At 57.8% G+C, this 19,703-nt stretch carries 15 protein-coding genes; 7 read left to right on the top strand and 8 right to left on the bottom strand.

Features of this window, described 5'->3' with window-relative positions:
- Positions 1 to 91 precede the first annotated feature (91 nt).
- Genes EDF82_RS02795 through EDF82_RS02805 form a run of 3 tightly spaced genes read right to left on the bottom strand, consistent with a single transcriptional unit; the run spans position 92 to position 4,511 of the window.
- The gene (locus EDF82_RS02795; protein WP_123754080.1) at positions 92 to 1,909 is read right to left on the bottom strand and encodes an ABC transporter ATP-binding protein; all 1,818 of its coding nucleotides are present in this window, start codon (positions 1,907 to 1,909) and stop codon (positions 92 to 94) included.
- 3 nt (positions 1,910 to 1,912) lie between these two features.
- A complete protein-coding gene (locus tag EDF82_RS02800) occupies positions 1,913 to 3,364 on the bottom strand; it encodes a M81 family metallopeptidase (RefSeq protein WP_123754081.1) in 1,452 nt (483 codons plus the stop codon).
- Between the two features lie 10 nt (positions 3,365 to 3,374).
- Positions 3,375 to 4,511 (bottom strand): ROK family protein, encoded by a 1,137-nt coding sequence (locus EDF82_RS02805; protein ID WP_123754082.1) that lies wholly within the window; start codon positions 4,509 to 4,511, stop codon positions 3,375 to 3,377.
- A gap of 232 nt (positions 4,512 to 4,743) precedes the next feature.
- Here EDF82_RS02805 and EDF82_RS02810 point away from each other — a divergent pair, with 232 nt between their 5' ends.
- The 7 genes from EDF82_RS02810 (at position 4,744) to dbpA (ending at position 12,215) form a co-directional block, all read left to right on the top strand.
- Positions 4,744 to 6,279, top strand: coding sequence for an ABC transporter substrate-binding protein (locus tag EDF82_RS02810; RefSeq protein ID WP_187042800.1), 1,536 nt, complete (start codon positions 4,744 to 4,746; stop codon positions 6,277 to 6,279).
- 24 nt (positions 6,280 to 6,303) lie between these two features.
- Complete coding sequence (locus EDF82_RS02815; RefSeq protein WP_123754083.1) at positions 6,304 to 7,224, top strand: ABC transporter permease; 921 nt, start codon at positions 6,304 to 6,306, stop codon at positions 7,222 to 7,224.
- Position 7,225: 1 nt separating this feature from the next.
- On the top strand, positions 7,226 to 8,086 hold the full coding sequence (locus tag EDF82_RS02820; RefSeq protein ID WP_123754084.1) for an ABC transporter permease: 861 nt from the start codon (positions 7,226 to 7,228) through the stop codon (positions 8,084 to 8,086).
- Positions 8,083 to 9,012: an ROK family protein gene (locus EDF82_RS02825; protein ID WP_123754085.1), complete on the top strand. Its 930-nt coding sequence runs from the start codon at positions 8,083 to 8,085 to the stop codon at positions 9,010 to 9,012. The genes EDF82_RS02820 and EDF82_RS02825 overlap by 4 nt, the downstream gene beginning before the upstream one ends.
- A gap of 366 nt (positions 9,013 to 9,378) precedes the next feature.
- The gene (gene zntB / locus EDF82_RS02830) at positions 9,379 to 10,362 is read left to right on the top strand and encodes a zinc transporter ZntB (RefSeq protein ID WP_123754086.1); all 984 of its coding nucleotides are present in this window, start codon (positions 9,379 to 9,381) and stop codon (positions 10,360 to 10,362) included.
- Between the two features lie 279 nt (positions 10,363 to 10,641).
- The gene (locus EDF82_RS25610; RefSeq protein WP_370453873.1) at positions 10,642 to 10,827 is read left to right on the top strand and encodes a hypothetical protein; all 186 of its coding nucleotides are present in this window, start codon (positions 10,642 to 10,644) and stop codon (positions 10,825 to 10,827) included.
- A 14-nt stretch (positions 10,828 to 10,841) separates the two neighbouring features.
- Positions 10,842 to 12,215, top strand: a complete 1,374-nt coding sequence (dbpA, locus tag EDF82_RS02835) for an ATP-dependent RNA helicase DbpA (protein WP_123755462.1) — start codon at positions 10,842 to 10,844, stop codon at positions 12,213 to 12,215.
- Between the two features lie 71 nt (positions 12,216 to 12,286).
- On the opposite strand, the gene ttcA is transcribed toward dbpA, so the two are convergent.
- From ttcA to nifJ, 5 genes are all read right to left on the bottom strand, one after another.
- Complete coding sequence (gene ttcA / locus EDF82_RS02840) at positions 12,287 to 13,222, bottom strand: tRNA 2-thiocytidine(32) synthetase TtcA (protein ID WP_123754087.1); 936 nt, start codon at positions 13,220 to 13,222, stop codon at positions 12,287 to 12,289.
- 329 nt (positions 13,223 to 13,551) lie between these two features.
- Positions 13,552 to 13,986, bottom strand: a complete 435-nt coding sequence (uspF, locus tag EDF82_RS02845; protein ID WP_123754088.1) for a universal stress protein UspF — start codon at positions 13,984 to 13,986, stop codon at positions 13,552 to 13,554.
- Positions 13,987 to 14,066: 80 nt separating this feature from the next.
- The gene (locus EDF82_RS02850) at positions 14,067 to 14,279 is read right to left on the bottom strand and encodes a KTSC domain-containing protein (RefSeq protein WP_123754089.1); all 213 of its coding nucleotides are present in this window, start codon (positions 14,277 to 14,279) and stop codon (positions 14,067 to 14,069) included.
- Positions 14,280 to 14,423: 144 nt separating this feature from the next.
- Positions 14,424 to 15,530 (bottom strand): porin OmpC, encoded by a 1,107-nt coding sequence (ompC, locus tag EDF82_RS02855; protein WP_123754090.1) that lies wholly within the window; start codon positions 15,528 to 15,530, stop codon positions 14,424 to 14,426.
- A gap of 355 nt (positions 15,531 to 15,885) precedes the next feature.
- On the bottom strand, positions 15,886 to 19,413 hold the full coding sequence (nifJ, locus tag EDF82_RS02860; protein WP_123754091.1) for a pyruvate:ferredoxin (flavodoxin) oxidoreductase: 3,528 nt from the start codon (positions 19,411 to 19,413) through the stop codon (positions 15,886 to 15,888).
- Positions 19,414 to 19,703 lie beyond the last annotated feature (290 nt).

Genomic DNA, 19,703 nt, shown 5'->3' on the forward strand with positions numbered 1-19,703 from the left:
AACCGCAGGACAGGTCGGGCAGAAGTGAGGCGCGGGGAAGACGGGGATCGGGAGGTTGCAGGCCCCGAACAACGGGGCCTGTCAGGCGCGGCTAGCGCATCACCCAGTGGCGTTCCCCCACCTGTTCGTAGCGGCGCTGCGGCGGCTGGTACGCTTTATCGCGAAACGGCGAAGGCAGCTCGTCGTTGCTGGCTTCACGCAACAGATGACGGCGGGAAGGATCGGTTTTTGGGATCGCCGCAATCAATTTTTGCGTATACGGGTGCTGCGGATTGGCAAAAATCGCCTGACGCGGGCCGATCTCCACGATCTCCCCGAGGTACATCACCGCCACCCGGTGGCTGATGCGCTCAATGACCGCCATGTCGTGGGAGATAAACAGAAAGGCGATCTGCAGGGTCCGCTGGAGCTCGATGATGAGATTCACCACCTGCGCCTTCACCGACACGTCGAGCGCCGATACCGACTCATCGGCGATAATCACTTTGGGGTTCATCGCCAGCGCGCGGGCAATGCAGATACGTTGGCGCTGACCGCCGGAAAACTCATGCGGATAGCGGTTGAGCACCTGCACGCTGAGCCCGACTTTCTCGATCAACTCCTGCGAGCGGGCCAGCGCCTGGCGGCGGGTAGCGAGGCCGTTTTCCAGCAGCGGTTCAATCAGCGCCTCCTGCACCTTCAGGCGCGGGTTCAGGCTGGCGAAGGGATCCTGGAAGATCATCTGCATATCCTGCCGCAGCCGTTTTTGCTGTGAACGGCTGGCCTGCAGGACATCATAACCATCGAGTATCACTTCGCCGGATTGCGCCTGAATCATGCGGATCAGGCTGCGCCCGGTGGTGGATTTGCCGCAGCCGGACTCGCCCACCAGCGAGAGCGTCTCCCCGGGCCACAAATCAAAGCTGACGTTTTCAACGGCATGGATATGACCGGTGAGCTGGTTAAAGAAGCCTTTTTTGACCGGGAAACGGGTCACCAGATTTTTGACCGACAGCACCGGCGTCGTGGTGGCAGCGGCCAGCGGCGGCTCTGGCGAATAGCGCAGGGTCTCGCCGCTGTGCAGGTTGACCGACGGGAACTTGCACGGCGTGCTCATGGCATCCATCTCTCCCGCTGCGGGCACCGACGCCAGCAGCGCCCGGGTGTAGGGCTGCTGAGGCGCGGCAAACAGGCTGGTGGTCTGGGCGCACTCGATGGCATCGCCGCGATACATCACCAGCGTATGGTCTGCGGTTTCCGCCACCACCCCCATATCGTGGGTGATAAACAGCACCGCGGTGTTGTTTTCCGCCTGCAGGGTTTTAATCAGATCGAGGATTTGCCCCTGGATCGTGACGTCCAGCGCGGTGGTTGGTTCATCGGCGATCAGCAGTTTGGGTTTGAGCGCCAGCGCCATGGCGATCATCGCGCGCTGGCGCATGCCGCCGGAAAACTGATGGGGATATTCATCGAAACGCTGCGCGGCATGGGGGATCCGCACTTTCTCCAGCAGGGCGATGGTCTCCTGCCGGGCCTGGCGTTTTGATAACCCCTGATGATGAATAAAGACTTCTGCAATCTGCTGGCCGATGGTGAAGGCCGGGTTCAGGCTGGTCATCGGCTCCTGGAAGATCATCGCCACTTCCGAACCACGAATACGGCGCATGGCCTCTTCCGGTAGCGACAATAATGAGCGTCCGCAGAGTTCGACGCTGCCTTCGGTCCGGCTCTGGCGCGACGACAGCAGGCGCATCACCGCCATGGCGGTCACGCTTTTCCCCGAACCCGATTCGCCGACAATGGCTAAGGTCTCGCCCGGATAGAGGCTAAAACTGATATTGCGTACCACTTTTTGCCAGCTCTCGCCGCGGCGAAAGGAGACCGATAAATTATCAACGCTTAGCACCGGAGAAGGGGTCGGGGTGTTCATGAATCAGGACTCCTGGGAAAAAGGGGCTCTGGCGGAAACAAAAACCTGCGCCGTGAAGTCGAGGTCGCGGTCGAATGGCCAGGTGCGGGTCAGCATACGTTGACGTGGGACGCGTTCGATATCCTGATCGACCACGCCTTCCGAGAGCGCCATCAGATTCGGGTTGGCGATCGGCGCCAGCTCCGGGGAGAGATAGCCGGATTTGACCACCACAATCCTGAACGCCTCGGGGTCTAAGCCAAGCTGGTGAAAATCGGCGATGTCGTGATAAGGACGGCGGCGATCGGCCACCACCACGGTGATGCCCTCTATCTGCAATACCGCCTGACTGGCGCTGCTGTGCGCGCCGGCAGGCAGCAGGTTTTTCACCGTGAAGCGACCGCTGACGCTTTCACCCGCCGGATCAAGCCGGGCGCCGACGGTCAGCGCCAGCTCTGCACCTACGCCAGCGGCAAAGGCGGCTTCGGTTGCCGGCGCATCGGTGATCCCGGCAACGAGGGTTTCGGTTGCCTGTTGTCGCTGCAGTTCAGCCAGCACATCGCCGCGATCGCCCACGCCGCCGCCGGTCGGATTATCGCCAGAGTCCGCGAGAATAACCGGGGAGGTGGGGCTGGCGATCGCCTCTTCGACACACTGCGCGACGCTGCCGGTGCGACAGCCGAAGACGAACGCTTCCCGGGCGTCCCAGTACGCCTGCGCCAGAATCGCTGCCTGCTGTTTCAGGACCGTAACGTCGGTGCCGGTGAAGATCGCCGCCGCGGTGGCGCGCGGCTCATCGGCCCAGACGTAGCCGACCATTAACGAGCTGTCGAGTACCCCTGGGAGCTGGTCGCTTGCCGTCAGGGTAGCGTAGAGGCTTTTCGCCGCTTCATCTTCGGTGCTGGTGCGCTCACCGGGCAGGATCACCGGCACTGGCGCCCAGACTACGCCGGGGCGAACGCCGCTCTGCAGGCTGTTTACCAGCATGGTGACCGCGCGGCGCATGGTCTCTTCGACATCAATATGCGGCGCGGTGCGGTAGGTCGAATACATGTCGATCGCGTCAATAATACGTTGCGTAACGTTACCGTGCAGGTCGTAGCTCACGGCGATCGGACAGTCCTCGCCAACGCAGGCTCTGGCGGCGGTGATCCAGTCGCCTTCGGCATCTTCCAGCCCTTCAACATACATCGCGCCGTGCATCGCCAGATACAGGCCGTCGATGGGCAGCGAGGCCTGCAGGCGGGTCAGAAACTCGGCTTTAAAATTTTCGTAGGTCTCCCGGGCCACCGGGCCGCCCGGAATCGCACGGGTATGCAGCGTTGGCAGAAACGTTGCCGGATAGTCGCCGAGAAACTGAAAGTAGGGCGCCTCCAGCAGGGCGTCACCTTTTACCGTTCGAAACTCGGCTTCGTGAGTCAATACGGGATTGAAAGTGCTGCATTCAATGTGTATTCCGCCAACGGCAATTCGCATAGAGACCTCGTTAATATCCGGGAAATAAAACGTGAGTAAGCGCCACGCTTGCGGCAGCGAGCGCCCAGCTGTCCTCGGCAAGGGGGCGATAAATAAGCGGGGTTTTGCCTGCCATACCGGGGAGCAGATAGGTTTCGATCGCCTGCTGCATCACGGTGTTCAACAGCCCCTGAAAACTCTCAGGTTGATGCGCCAGCATAATCGCCGCCGGATCGTTGTTCTGTATTTGGTGGGAGATGGCCATCCCCAGCGCATCGCCGGCCTGGTGCAGGATCTGGATCGCGCCGGAATGGCCTTTGCGGGCCAGCGCTTCCAGTTCATTGAGGCTCCCGGCCTCAATGCCTTCCATGCGCGCCTGTTCAAAAATGGCGGTCAGCGAGGCGATGGTGTCAAGGCAGCCGCGCTTGCCGCAGCGGCAGGGTTTGCCCGCCGGGACGATGGTGCAGTGGGCTATTTCCCCGGCTCCGCCGTGGGCGCCGCGCCAGATGCGCCCGTAGATCACCGCCGCGCTGCCGATACCGCTGCCGTGGGAGATAACCACCGCACTCTCTTGTTTTCGCAGGTGACCGAAGGTTTTTTCGTAGGTTGCCAGCGCCCGGGTGTCGTTTTCCACGATCACCGGGATCCCGCCGGTGGCCTCGCTCAGCAGACGTGCCAGCGGCACCTGATGCCAGCCCAGCAGCGCGGACTGCACGCAGACGGACTGACTGGCGTCAATAAAGGCCGAGAGGGCAAAACCGATGCCCACCAGACGCTGGCGATCGATGGCCGACTCCTCCAGCAGCAGGGCAATATCCTGCGCCAGCTGTTGAATCAGCTCCGGGATCTCGCTCGCCGGGGTGAACTGGCGCTGGCAAACTTTGCCGCCGACGGCGTTCATCAGCACCAGAACCAGTTGATGGTCGATCAGGGAAATACCGATGGCATAAGCGGCATCCGGCGCCAGGGAGAGCGTGACGGACGGGCGCCCCTGGCCAACGGAGGAGGCAATATCGCTCTCCTGCAGGACGCCATCGCTCAGCAGTTCTTTGACCAGCGCGCCAATGGCCGCTTTGCTCATCCCGGTTAAGCGTGCGAGGTCAGCGCGGCTGGCCCCCTCTTCGCTACAGACCAACTGGACGAGCTGTTGTTGGAGTTTGTTCAGCATAGTTACTCAGCCAGATGCTTTTTTTCTGAACATAATTGCGGGCTGGTGGTTTGGCAATCAGTTTCTTTCAAAAAATAACTAAATGCTCACATATAAGTTAAATTTATTACCTAATTAAGCGCTAATCATGGCTAATATCACATTTACGGAAATTTATTTTGGGTAAAAACAAAACTTAATAGCAACATAACAGCCACAACTGGCGACATAACATACAGGCAGGGGTTAGCAGATGAAGCGCTTTCTTTTGAATAAATATCGACTTGCCGTGCTGGCAGGCATGGTGGCAGCAAGCGGAACGATGTCATTGCAGGCCGCAACGCTCAACGTAATGCAGAATGAACCGCCGCGCAGTATGGACCCCGGCGATCAGACCGCGACCTTTACCGACACGGTCCTGCGGCCGATGTATGAAGGGCTGGTCGGCCTGACGCCAGATAACAAAATCGCCCCTGCGCTGGCAACGGCCTGGCAGGTGAGCGATGACGGCAAAGTCTGGACCTTCACCCTACGTCAACATGTCACCTTCCACGACGGCACGCCGTTTAACGCCGATGCGGTGGTGGCAAACATTCAGCGCCATATCGATCCCAAAGGCAGCCTGGCGGCCAGCTCGCGGATGCGCAACGTGATTGCCTCGGTGAAGAAAATCGACGACGGCAGCGTGGCGATCACCCTGAACAAAGTCTACCCCTCGTTCCTGAATCTGCTCACCGGCGGGGCGGCGAAAATGGTCAGCCCGGCGGCAGATAAAGCCGGCACCATTGGCCGCAAAGCGGACGGCACCGGCCCGTATATGCTGCAGGAGTATAAGACCGGGGAGTACGTGTTAGAGCAGAAGAACCCGCATTACTGGGGAGAAAATAAGGGCCCAGACCAGATTAAATGGACGTGGAGTTCGGAGCCTTCGGTGATGAATATGGCGCTGCTCTCCGGTCAGGTTGATGTGATTAACCCGGTTCCTCCGCAGTTTGGCCGTCAGCTGAAGAGCAATCCGCAGGTGACGCTGGAGCAGGGTGCAGGGGCCTCGGTGTTCTGGGTGGCGTTAAACGTCGAACGTAAACCGTTGAGCGATGTGCGGGTGCGTCAGGCGCTTAACCTGGCGACCGATAAAGAAGCGCTGCTGAAAGCGGTGATGTTTGGTTATGCATCGGCGGCCAACTCGCCTCTGGCGCCGGTCAACGAAGGTTATGATAAGTCGTTGAATGAATACCCCTATAACCTCGATAAAGCCCGGACGTTGCTGAAGGAGGCCGGCTATCCTGAAGGCTTCGCCATGAACATTGCCGTGCAGGGGCCGGATGCCCGTACCGCCCAGATTTTGCAGGCCATGTGGGGCAAAGCCGGCATCAAGCTTAATATCCAGCAGATGGAGAGCGGGGTGTGGAGTAAAGCGGCCTTTGCGCCGGTCGCAGAAAAAGAGGCCGGCAAAACCGATGCCATTCTCGCCTCATGGTCCTCCGGCCTGAACGGCTCAGACCTGCAGCTGCGTCCGCTGTACTACTCTCTCAGCGCGGCGCCGGTCGGGGCTAACCTCGGCTTCTATAACAACCCGCAGCTGGATCAACTGCTGGACAAAGCGGCCACCACGATGGATGACAAAACGCGTATTGCCGACTACGTGCAGGCGCAAAAAATCATTATGCAGGATGCGCCGCACGTCATGCTCTATTTCCAGGACGATCTCTATGCCACCCGCGCCGATATTAAAGGCGTGCGCATGGAGCCGGGCGGTGAAATCATCGTGGTGGATGCACAAAAACCGTAAAGCAGGATCTTTTCTGGAGTTGTTATGAAAGCTTACGTCATCAAAAAACTGCTTTCTTTGCCGCTTATCCTGCTGGGGGCCTCCCTGATCGTCTTCCTGGCGATCAGGATGCTTCCGGGCGATCCCGCGCGACTGATGGCAGGGCCTCAGGCAACGCAGGATGATGTGAGCCGGATGCACGCCCGCCTCGGGCTGGACGACCCGCTGGCGGTGCAGTACGGGCGCTTCGTCAGCGGGATGCTGCAGGGGGATTTTGGCACCTCGCTGAAATCCGGCCAGCCGGTCTCCGCCGAACTGGGCGAGCGGGCGCCGTACACCTTAGGGCTGGCGCTGCTGGCCTGGGTGATGGCGGTGGTGTTGGGGATCCCCATGGGCATGTGCGCGGCCATTTATCGCAACCATGTCGCCGACCATGTTCTGATGCTGGTAGCCATCGGCGGTGCGTCGATCGCCAACTTCTGGCTTGCGCTGATCGCCATGGATACCTTTTCGGTCAAGCTGGGCTGGCTGCCGTTACTCGGGGCCGATGGCTGGAAAAGCTACATCCTGCCGTCAATCTGCCTGGGGATTTTCCCCATGGCGGTGATGTCGCGCATGACGCGATCCAGCATGGTCGATGTCCTCGGGGAGGATTATATCCGCACCGCCAGAGCCAAAGGACTGGCGCCGTTTTATATCTATTTCAAACACGCCTTACGTAATGCCCTGATTCCGATTGTGACCATCATCGCGCTGAACTTCGGCAGCCTGATAGGCGGCGCGGTGGTGACGGAGTCGGTGTTTAACTGGCCGGGCATCGGGCGCTATCTGGTGGATTCCGTGCGTTATCGTGATTATCCGGTGATACAGGGAGTGACGATGATAACGGTCGCCAGCGTGGTGGTGATGAATCTGGTGGGCGAAATGATCATCGCCAGAATCAACCCGAAAATAAGGTTTGATTAATATGTCTGAACTCTCTGTCGTCAAATCGCGCAACAGCGTCATGCACAGTCTGCGCTGGGGGATGGCGCATCCCTCGGTAACCATCGGCGGGTTCATCGTCGGGGTGATCATTCTGAGCGCCCTGTTTGCGCCGTGGATTAGCCACTACGACCCTTATGCCCAGGACCTGCTGAATATTCTCTCGGCGCCCTCGGCGGAGCACTGGCTGGGCACCGATGACTACGGGCGCGATATTTTCTCCCGCATCCTGTACGGCGCCCGTATTTCATTGATTGAAGTGGTGGTCAGCGTGGCGCTGTCGCTGCTGATGGGGCTGCCGCTGGGGATCATGGCGGCGCTGTGCGGAAAAAGCGTCGACCACCTTATTATGTGGGTGATGGACGTGATCTTCGCCTTTCCCGGGATCGTGCTGGCGATTCTGCTGGTGAGCGTGCTGGGTGCCGGGCTGATGAATATGCTGCTGGCGATCGCCATTTTCTCGGTGCCGGTGTACGCCCGCTTAAGCCGTAACCTGACGCTGGGCATTAAGAATATGGAGTATATGGAGGCGGCGCGGGCGTTAGGCATCGGCTATCGTCGGCAAATCATCCACTATATTCTGCGTAATACCCTTGGCCCGATTACGGTGCAGGCGACGCTGACCGGCGGGTCGGTGATTCTGGCGGCGGCCTCTCTCTCGTTCCTCGGCATGGGGGTTCAGCCGCCGATGCCGGAGTGGGGCACGATGATGAGCGACGGGCGTAATTTCCTTGGCATCAGCCTCGGGATCTCCCTGTGGCCGGGGCTGGCTATCGTCTTCTCGGTACTGGGATTTAACGTTCTCGGTGACGGGCTGCGTGACTTACTGGACACCCGCTTATGAGCCGCCCTGTGTTGTGTCTGGATATTGGCGGCTCGTTCATCAAAAGCGCGGTTTCTGTGGCGGCGGGACGGATAAGCGACATCCGTCAGCGTCCGATTCCGACGCGCTGCTGGGATGATTTCAGCACGGCGATTGCGCAGATCGTCGCTGAGTATGGCGAAATGCTGGCGGCGGACAGCCCGGTAGCGCTCTCCTGCGCCGGGGTGGTGGATGTCGCCACTGACCGCATTCTGGCCAGCAACGTACCGCCGTTTCAGGGCGTCAATATCACCCGCACCCTCGTCGCGGCGCTGCGGCGTCCGGTGGTGATGGCGAACGACGCCGACTGTTTTACCCTGGCGGAGGCCAGCTTTGGGGCCGCGAAAGATCTCCCCGTGGTGCTAGGGATTATTCTCGGAAGCGGCATTGGCGGCGGGATTGCCATCGCCGGGAAAATTCATCATGGTCGCCAGGGCATCAGCGCTGAATGGGGCCATGGCCCGATCCTCCAGACCACGCTGCAGCTGGGGGAGCAACGGGTGAGCATCCCGCGTCTGCCGTGCGGCTGCGGTCAATGCGGCTGTCTGGATACCTTAGGCGGGGCGCGAGGCCTGGAGCGACTGCATCTGCTGTTGAGCGGCCAGGCCCTCGACAGCCGGGAGATAGTCGCCGCAGGCGTGCACGGCAGCGCGCAGCAGGCGTTCACCTTAGCGACGTGGGCCGAACTGGTCAGTGAGCCGCTGGCCCATACGGTCAATATTCTCGGGCCACATCGCATCGTGGCGGGCGGCGGGCTGGCCGCGCAGCCGGAGCTGCTGACCTTGCTGGACGAGGCGGTGCGGCGCAAGGTACTGATGAAGACCGGGGAACCGCTGGTGGTGGCAGGGCAGTATGCCAGCGAGGGCGGTTTGATGGGCGCTTCGGTACTGGGGCGAACGCTATGTTAATCCGGGTTTGCAAAACTGCCAGGACGGTCTATGCTTATCCTGCTTATCACAATGGAGGAAATAAACATGTGTACCCATCTGCACGACTACGCGCGTCAGTACGCACAAGAGAAAAAATGAACGACTCCTGCCAGCCTGCCTGTCCGCCAGCATAGTTTCTGGCGGTGGTTAATCCGGCGGGTTGGACACATCATCGTTAAGCACACCCACGACCCGCCGCCGGCGGGTTCTTTATTTCTCCCTCTGTTGCGCCCTCCCCAGATTGCTTTTTCATCAGCAAATTCAGCACCCTGCTGCCATTAGCGCTTGATTAACCGAGGTGCCAGGCTAGACTAGCAAAAATACGCAATAACTGACGGAGGTCGGGTGGACGCCATTAAGGGATCGGAATTGAACGTACCGGATGCCGTTTTTGCATGGCAATTCGACGGGCAGGGCGGCGTTAAACCGCTGACTGACAGTGACGAGATTAATAAGGATCACCCTTGCTGGTTGCATCTGAACTATACCCACGCCGATAGCGCACAGTGGCTGACATCCACGCCGCTGTTGCCTAACAGCGTCCGGGACGCCTTAGCCGGCGAGAGCACTCGCCCACGGGTGACCCGGGTCGGCGACGGGACCCTTATCACGCTGCGTTGCATCAACGGCAGCACCGATGAGCGGCCCGACCAACTGGTGGCTATGCGCCTGTATATGGACGAACGCTTAATCGTCTCGACCCGCCAGCGGCGGGTGCTGGCGCTGGATGATGTGCTCGGCGACCTGCGGGAGGGCACCGGGCCGGTGGATTGCGGCAGCTGGCTGGTGGAGATCTGCGATGCGCTAACTGACCATGCCAGTGAATTTATCGAGCAGCTGCACGACCGGATTATCGATCTCGAAGACAATCTGCTGGACCAGCAGGTGCCGCCGCGCGGTTTCCTGGCGCTGCTGCGCAAACAGCTGATCGTGATGCGCCGCTATATGGCCCCTCAGCGCGATGTGTACGCCCGTCTTGCCAGCGAACGCCTGCCGTGGATGAATGACGATCATCGTCGGCGGATGCAGGATATTGCCGACCGGTTGGGGAGAGGGCTGGACGAAATCGACAGCTGCATTTCGCGTACGGCAATCATGAGCGATGAAATCGCGCAGATTATGCAGGAGGCGCTGTCGCGTCGAACCTATACCATGTCATTGATGGCGATGGTGTTTCTGCCCAGCACCTTTTTGACCGGCCTGTTTGGCGTCAACCTTGGCGGGATCCCCGGCAACGAGTGGCATTTGGGCTTTTCTCTATTCTGCATAATGTTAGTCGTTCTCATTGGCGGTGTTACATGGTGGTTGCATCGTAGTAAATGGCTGTAAATAATCGTTTTTCATCGCCTGCCTGAACGTGAAAATCCGGTAATGTTTGAGCCAAATCAATAAACCATCTACCCATTCGGGGCAATATCTCTCTCGCAGGTGAATGCAACGTCAAGCGATGGGCGTTGCGCTCCATATTGTCTTACTTCCTTTTTTGAATTACTGCATAGCACAATTGATTCGTACGACGCCGACTTGATTAAGTCGGCTTTTTTTTGCTCTCTGGTTACCAGCTTCTACGCTTAATGGGTACACCCGCTCACAACCGGGAGAGTCGACATGCCATACCAGCCCCTGACATCAATACCTATTTCACCTGAACCGAACGACCCGACACCGCAGCCCGATCCGCGCCCACGCCCGCATCCACTGCCAGACCCGCCGCCGGATGATGAACCGATTAAATTGTCGCATCAGAGCCGCAGATCTGCGAGGATACGCGCCTGCCCTTTATGTGCCCGTTAAATCGAGAAACCATTGTGACCGCTTTTTCTACATTGAATGCTTTACCCGCCGCCCAGCTCGCTAATCTCACTGAACTGGGTTATCTCGCGATGACGCCTGTTCAGGCCGCGGCCTTGCCCACTATTCTGGCGGGCAAAGATGTACGCGTGCAGGCAAAAACCGGCAGTGGTAAAACAGCGGCATTTGGTCTGGGGTTGCTTCAGCATATTGAAGCGACTCTGTTCCAGACACAATCTCTGGTGCTGTGCCCGACCCGCGAACTGGCTGAACAGGTCGCGGGCGAGCTGCGCCGTCTGGCACGCTTTCTGCCGAATACCAAGATTTTAACGCTGTGCGGCGGGCAACCCTTCGGTGCCCAGCGTGATTCACTCCAGCACGCGCCGCATATTATTGTCGCCACCCCAGGCCGCCTGCTGGACCACCTGCAAAAAGGCACCGTGTCGTTGGATGCCCTGCAGACGCTGGTGATGGACGAAGCCGACCGTATGCTCGATATGGGCTTTAGCGACGCCATCGATGAGGTGATCCGTTTTGCACCGGCCGATCGCCAGACGCTGCTGTTTTCTGCCACCTGGCCACCGGCTATCGCGGCGATTAGCGGCCGTGTGCAACGCGATCCGCTGGCCATTGAGATCGACTCCGTCGATGCGCTGCCAGCCATCGAGCAGCAGTTCTTTGAAACCTCTCAGCGCGGTAAAATCCCGCTGCTGCAAAAGCTGCTCAGCCAGCATCAACCGGCGTCCTGCGTGGTGTTCTGCAACACCAAAAAGGATTGCCAGTCGGTGTGTGATTCGCTGAACGCCGCCGGGCAGAGTGCGCTGTCGTTACATGGCGACCTTGAGCAGCGCGATCGCGATCAGACGCTGGTGCGTTTTGCCAACGGTAGCTCGCGGGTGCTGGTGGCCACTGACGTCGCCGCCCGTGGTCTCGATATTAAATCGCTGGAGCTGGTGATTAACTATGAGCTGGCGTGGGATCCGGAAGTTCACGTACACCGTATTGGCCGTACCGCCCGTGCGGGCGAGAGCGGTCTGGCGATCAGCCTGTGTGCTCCGGAAGAGGCGCAGCGCGCGAATATTCTGTCCGAAATGCTGCAGCTGAAGCTCAACTGGATGACCGCACCGGCAGGCGATAATATCGCTCCGCTGCATGCAGAAATGGCGACGCTGTGTATTGATGGCGGCAAGAAGGCCAAAATGCGTGCTGGCGATGTGCTGGGAGCGTTGACCGGAGATATGGGCTTTGATGGCGCCGACATCGGCAAGATTAACGTCCATCCGGCGCATGTGTACGTGGCAATTCGTCAGGGCGTGGCGCAGAAAGCTTATAAGCAACTGCTAAACGGCAAGATCAAAGGCAAAAACTGCCGGGTCCGTCTGCTGAAGTAAAGGGTTTACCCAGCCTGAAGTAAGAAGGGTATCAAAACGCGTCTCAGCCACAACGCTGAGACGCAGGTTTGTTACTTCACTTCCACCACGTCCAGACGCAACTCTTCCAGTGGCGCAGCGTCTTCTTCCGGCTGCCAGCCCGCAGGCTGCAACGGAATGTCTTCCCGGTCAAAGGCCAGATCGCCGCCGTCCACCACCGCAGACTGGTGGTTAATCCCTTTAAAGTCGAACAGATTAATGTCGCTCAGATGAGACGGCACCACGTTTTGCATCGCGCTGAACATGGTCTCGATCCGCCCTGGGTAGCGTTTATCCCAGTCGCGCAGCATATCGGCAATAACCTGACGCTGGAGGTTCGGCTGCGAACCGCACAGATTGCACGGAATAATCGGGTAGCCTTTCGCCTGGGCGAAACGCTCGATGTCTTTTTCGCGGCAGTAGGCCAGCGGGCGAATCACGATGTGTTTCCCGTCATCGCTCATCAGCTTCGGCGGCATGCCTTTCATCTTGCCGCCGTAGAACATGTTGAGGAACAGAGTCTGCAAAATGTCGTCGCGGTGATGGCCGAGGGCAATCTTCGTCGCGCCCAGTTCGCTGGCGGTACGGTAGAGGATCCCGCGACGCAGGCGAGAGCACAGCGAGCAGGTGGTTTTGCCTTCCGGGATTTTCTCTTTCACAATCCCGTAGGTATTCTCTTCAACAATCTTGTACTCGACGCCCAGCTGCTCCAGATATTCCGGCAAAATATGCTCGGGGAAGCCCGGCTGTTTCTGGTCGAGGTTGACCGCCACCAGCGAGAATGAAATGGGCGCACTTTTCTGCAGATTGCGCAAAATTTCCAGCATGGTGTAGCTGTCTTTGCCGCCGGAAAGGCACACCATAATCCGGTCGCCGTCCTCAATCATGTTGAAGTCGGCAATCGCTTCGCCCACGTTACGGCGCAGGCGCTTTTGCAGTTTATCGATGTTGTACTTTTCTTTTTTGCTAATATCTTGATTTTGCAGCATTTAATAGTGGCTCAATTCATAGTGTGACCCACGCACGGTGCTTGCGGCGCGGCGTGTGGGCGCAATTAACGATGTCTGACGTTGATGAGTATATACCCTAAATAATTCGCGTTGCGTGTCGGCGGCAAGGCCGTAAACCCCCAGCAGCTTACTCAGGTAAGTGACCGGGGTGAACGGGGGCAGCCAACACCCAGGCAACTTGAAGGATGAAGGGGATAAGTCTGTGGCGTGTATGGTACGGATTCACGGGGGGGATGTCAGCACATTTCCGGCGTTTAGCCTGCCGGTGATGCAGATAAAAAGGCCCGCCGGGACGGCGGGCCAAAGCATTAACGCACGACCAGCACCGAGCAGTCGGCGTGCCGTACCACGGCAGCAGCGTTAGAGCCAAGCAGATAGGTGGTGATGTCCGGGCGGTGAGAGGCGATGATAACCAGATCCGCCGGAAGCGTTTTCGCCAGCTCCAGAATATTATCCTTCGGCGAGCCCTCTTTAACATGGAGCTGCACCCGGTCTTCCGGAATGGAAAACTGCGCCACGATCTCTTTCAGACGCGTTTCCGACTCCGCCTTGAACTCATCCATCGGCGGCAGTTCGGTGGTATAGGCCATCCCCAACGAAGCGTAATAGGGAAGGGATGGGATCACGGTCAGAAAATGCACTTCGGCATCATCAATGCGCGCTTCTGCCTCAACGTGGCAAATAACGCGTTGAGTTAATTCTTTATCTGAAATATCAATGGGTACAAGAATTATTCTGGCCATAAAACCTCCTGTTTAAGTAACCGCTTAAAGTATATGCCATTACGGGGCGGTTTGTCTTATGACCGGGTCACACTTTGGGGTTAGTTCCCGCGACGTTCGGTAAATTTTCCTTTGATTACGCCATCATAAAAACGCCCTTTAGAGACGACCTGCAGAAAATTTTGGAACAGACGTGCCGGTACGTTCTCGTACTGCAACGTGGAGCGGTCGTGAAAACGGATTTCGAGGGTGCCAGAAGCATCGTCATAGGCGACGGAGGCGATTCGGGATGATCTCACAGGATGATGGTGCATGACAGGCGTCCTCAACGACAGGCTTTACCGGTAATATATCATTCATCGGGTGACTATTTTAATACAGAAGATTTATTGTTTTGCTGAGATGGCCGCTGTTTAAGGCACGTTGATAATGCCCGCCGTCGCCGACGGGCCGGGACATCAGAACTGGTAAACCAGACCAAGGGCAACAACGTCATCCGTTGAGATACCGTTGTCAGAATAGAAGTGGTCATCTTCGTCAAGCAGGTTGATTTTGTAATCAATGTAGGTGGACATATTACGGTTAAAGTAATACGTGGCGCCGATATCTGCATATTTGACCAGATCTTTATCACCGTGGCTGGCGTTCAGATCTTTCCCTTTAGACATCAGGAAAGAGACCGCCGGGCGCAGTCCGAAGTCGAACTGATACTGTGCGGTGACTTCGAAGTTCTGTGTTTTATTCGCCACGCCATTGCTGTTGCCATACGGTGTCATATTGCGGGTTTCTGAATACATCGTGGCCAGATAAACACTGTTGGCATCATATTTCAGGCCTGCCGTCCACGCATCGGCTTTGTCGCCGCCAGCGGTGGTTTGCGTCATCTGATCGTTGGTACGGTCAGAAGAGGCGTAAGCGGCAGCGGCGCTGATGCCCATGCCAAAATCATAAGACGTCGACAGGCCAAAACCGTCACCGTTGGCATTGCGGACGCTGCGGTCACCGTTATTGGTGCCTTCGCCGCTGCCGGCATTTTCATTTTTACCCTGATACTGCAGCGCAAAGTTAAGGCCATTCACCAGACCGAAGAAATCGTTGTTGCGATAGGTCGCCACGCCATTGGCGCGGTTTGCCATAAAGTTATCGGCCTGGGAGTATGAGTCACCGCCGAACTCCGGCAGCATATCGGTCCAGCCCTCTACGTCGTACAGCACGCCATAGTTGCGACCGTAGTCAAATGAGCCGTAGTCGCCGAATTTCAGCCCGGCAAAGGCCAGACGCGTCCAGGACTGATTGCTGGTGCTTTCCGTGTTATTGGCCTGGACGTTGTATTCCCACTGGCCATAACCGGTCAACTTCTCGTTGATCTGGGTTTCACCTTTGAAGCCAAGACGAACGTAAGATTGATCGCCATCTTTTGAGGCGTCATCAGAAAAATAGTGCAGACCGTCAACCTTGCCATAGAGGTCTAATTTATTACCGTCTTTATTATAAATTTCAGCAGCGTGCACCGCACCTGCGGCTAATAATGCTGGAATAACGAGGGCCAGTACTTTTCTTTTCATTGAGATATTCCTTTGAGTGTTTTTATTTTTAACTTCCGCTGAAGAAGTGGTCACATGCTAAAGGAGGGATTTAAGATCCGATAAGAATCAATTGTTACGATATAAGTGAAATCTAAAATAAATAATACGATGGTTACGGTGATAATTCTCGTGAATGTATTGCATGAATGTATATAAAATAAAAATTATACATGCAGAAATCGTTGGCGTACTATCCGCCTGTTATATGCCTTTTTAGTCGCTGTTATTGATTATTACCGTCTTATATTTAAGCACGATATTTTCTGGCGGTAGAAGTGACAAGCCCGAATGGATATTCGGGCTTTTTTCTTTAGGGTATTACGCGGCTTTTATCCTAACTTTCACTGCCCGTTTTCTCCGCCTTGCCGGCCATTTGTGCCAGGAAGTCGTAGCGTTTTTGCAGATCCGCCGCCGCATCTTTCCATAACTGCTCCGCCACCTCCGGCTGCTGGGCGTTGAGACGACGGAAGCGTTGCTCGTTCAGCAGCGTTTCTGCCAGCGCGTCTGACGGCGGGCGTGAGTCCAGCGCCAGCGGCAGTTTCCCTTCATCTTCACGACGCGGGTCAAAGCGATACAGCGGCCAGAAGCCGGTAGCAGTGAGCTGACGCATCTGGTCGTGACTCAGCGCCAGGTCGTAGCCATGCTCCTCACACGGGCTGTAGGCGATGATCAGCGACGGACCCGGATAGGCCTCCGCCTCCTGAATCGCTTTCACCGTCTGATTGAACTGTGCGCCTAACGAGATTTGCGCCACATACACATGCCCGTACATCATCATGCTGACGCCGAGATCCTTGCGTGCTTTACGCTTGCCATGTTCACCGAACTTGGTCACTGCCCCAAGCGGCGTGGCTTTCGATGCCTGGCCGCCGGTGTTGGAGTAACACTGGGTATCGAGCACCAGAATATTGACGTTTTCGGTCAGGCTCAGCACATGATCGAGCCCGCCGAAACCAATGTCATAGGCCCAGCCATCGCCGCCGATAAGCCAGATGGATTTCTCTACCAGCGCGTCGGCATCGGTGAGCAACTCCTCGGCGCCCTCAACGTCAGCCAGCGCCAGACGTAGCGCTGTCACCTGCTCGCGGCGCAGCTCTGGAGTGGCTTGTGCCTGTAGCGCCTCGTTCAGCTCCGCCGGGATCTTATCGGCAAACTGGCTCAGCAGGCGCATTACCCGCTGGCGATGCTGATCGACAGAGAGTCGGAAGCCGAGCCCGAATTCGGCGTTATCTTCAAACAACGAGTTTGCCCACGCCGGACCGCGGCCGTTGGCGTCGGTGGTGTAGGGGGTAGACGGCAGGTTGCCGCCATAAATCGACGAACAGCCGGTGGCGTTGGCGATCAGCATCCGGTCGCCGTACAGCTGGGTCAGCAGCTTGATATACGGCGTTTCGCCGCAGCCGGAGCAGGCCCCGGAATATTCAAACAGCGGGCTGATCAGCTGAGAGGTGCGGATATCAATACGTTCCAGCTTACTGCGGTCAATTTCCGGCAGGTTGAGGAAGAAGTCGTAATTCACTTTTTCTTCTTCGACGTGTTCAAGGCGCGACATCATGTTGATGGCCTTGATCTGCGGATCCTGGCGGTCTTTCGCCGGGCACACTTCGACGCACAGGTTACAGCCGGTGCAATCTTCCGGTGCGACCTGCAGCACATATTTCTGCCCGCGCATATCGCGGGATTTCACGTCAAGGGCGTGCAGACTGGCAGGGGCGTCGGCCATCGCTTCCGGGGAAACCACTTTGGCACGGATTGCCGAATGCGGACAGGCCGCGACGCAGTGGTTGCACTGGGTACACAGCGACTCTTTCCAGATAGGGATCGCTTCGGCGATATTGCGTTTTTCCCAGCGGGTGGTGCCCATCGGCCAGGTGCCGTCCGGCGGCAGCGCAGAAACCGGGAGCGCATCGCCAAGCCCGGCCAGCATCGCGGCGGTGACGGTTTTCACGAAGTCCGGGGCGGCGTCGGACACCACCGGCGGACGGTTTGGGCTGGTGGCATCGACCGGCTGTAGCGGCACTTCAGCCAGCGACTCGCGGGCCAGCGCCAGCGCCTGCCAGTTGCGTTCAACCAGCTCCTGGCCTTTGCTGCTGTAGCTTTTGGCGATTGCCCCCTGCAGTTCGCTCAGCGCGCTGTCGCCCGGTAAAATATGCGTTAAGTGGAAAAACGCCATCTGCATCACGGTATTGATGCGTGCGCCCAGGCTGCATTCGCGGGCAATCTTCGCCGCGTTGACAATATAAAAGTGCGCTTTTTTCTGGTTCAGCGCCGCCTGGACCTCCTGCGGCAGGCGTGACCAGGCTTCATCTACCGGATAGGGCGTATTGAGCAGGAAAATGCCGCCCGGTTTGAGCCGTTCGACCATCTGATACTTATCAATAAACTGCAGCTGATGGCAGCCGACAAAATCCGCCTGGGATATCAGATAGGAGGAGCGAATCGGTTTTTCACTAACCCGCAGGTGCGAGACGGTCAGCCCCCCGGCTTTTTTCGAGTCATAGACGAAATAGCCCTGCGAGAACCACGGGGTGGAGTTACCGATAATCTTGATATTGTTTTTGGTAGCCGAGACGCTGCCGTCGCTGCCAAGGCCATAAAACAGCGCTTCCAGCTTGGCTTGCGACGGCAAGGTGTTCTCAACCAACGGCAGAGAAAGGTTGGTCACATCATCATAAATGCCGACGGTGAAACGCGGTTTGGGGCGGGCTTCGTTCAGCTCATTGAACACAGCCAGCACGCACTCCGGGCCGAACTCTTTTGACGACAGGCCATAGCGCCCGCCGATGGTGCGCGGCAGGGTTTCGCGCTCGCCGCGGTTAAAGGCTTCCGCCAGCGCGCTCATCACATCGAGGTACAACGGTTCCGCCTGGGCGCCCGGCTCTTTGGTGCGATCCAGCACCGCGATGGCGCGGGCGCTCTCCGGCAGCACCGCCAGCAGATGCGCGGCGGAGAAGGGGCGATAGAGGCGAACTTTCAGAACCCCGACTTTTTCACCCCGGCTGAGCAGTTCGTCCACCACTTCTTCACAGGTGCCGATGGCCGAGCCCATGATCACAATCACTCGTTCCGCCTGCGGATGGCCGTAGAACTCAAACGGCTTGTACTGGCGTCCGGTGGCGCTGGCGAAATCGTCCATCGCCGTTTCGACATGGTCGTAGACCGCGTCGTACCACGGGTTGGTCGCTTCGCGGGACTGGAAATAGGTATCCGGGTTCGCCGAGGTCCCGCGGATCACTGGATGTTCCGGATTCAGCGCGCGCAGACGGTGCGCGTCGATGTCGGCCTGCGGCAGCAGGCTGCGCACAGTGTCGTCCGCCAGCGGGATGATTTTATTGATTTCGTGCGAGGTCCGGAAACCATCGAAGAAGTGAATAAACGGTACCCGACTTTTAAGGGTCGCAATATGGGAGATCAGCGCGAAGTCCTGCGCTTCCTGCACGCTGCTGGCGCACAGCATGGCGCAGCCGGTCTGGCGCACGGCCATCACATCAGAATGGTCACCGAAAATAGAGAGCGCGTGGGTCGCTACGGTACGGGCGGCGACGTGCAGGACGAACGGCATCAACTGCCCGGCCAGTTTGTACAGCGTCGGGATCATCAGCAGTAAGCCCTGCGATGAAGTGAACGAGGTCGACAGGGCGCCGGTCTGCAGCGCACCGTGTACGGCCCCGATGGCCCCGGCTTCCGACTGCATTTCTACCACCCGAGGCACGTCACCCCAAACATTTTTCAGCCCGTTTCCCGCCCAGGCATCCGCCTGTTCCGCCATGGTTGAACTGGGCGTAATCGGGTAGATGGCGATAACCTCACTGGTGCGAAACGCGACTGAAGCGGCCGCGCCATTACCGTCGATAGTAATCATAAGAAGACACCCTAACATTGCGCAAAAGAAGGGACCCGACAAACGGCCACAGGTCCTGTAATTATAGTCGTTAGTATAAGAGCATTATCTATACCCTTGAAGTTATGAGGCTTTCGAGTGCACAAATTGATCCATGAAACACAGGCGCGGCGGCGGGGATAGCACAGGATATCGCTATGATCTTAAACCGGACTTGCTGCGGTCTGCCGCTCATCATTCGAGGGGCGTCATTATGGCGCTATCGTTGAACAATAGGGGATTCAGGCCGTGAGATGCATGACAAACCCTGT

Origin of the sequence: Klebsiella sp. BIGb0399 (assembly GCF_003752615.1) — a bacterium.
GTDB classification, from domain to species: Bacteria; Pseudomonadota; Gammaproteobacteria; order Enterobacterales; family Enterobacteriaceae; genus Klebsiella; species Klebsiella lignicola.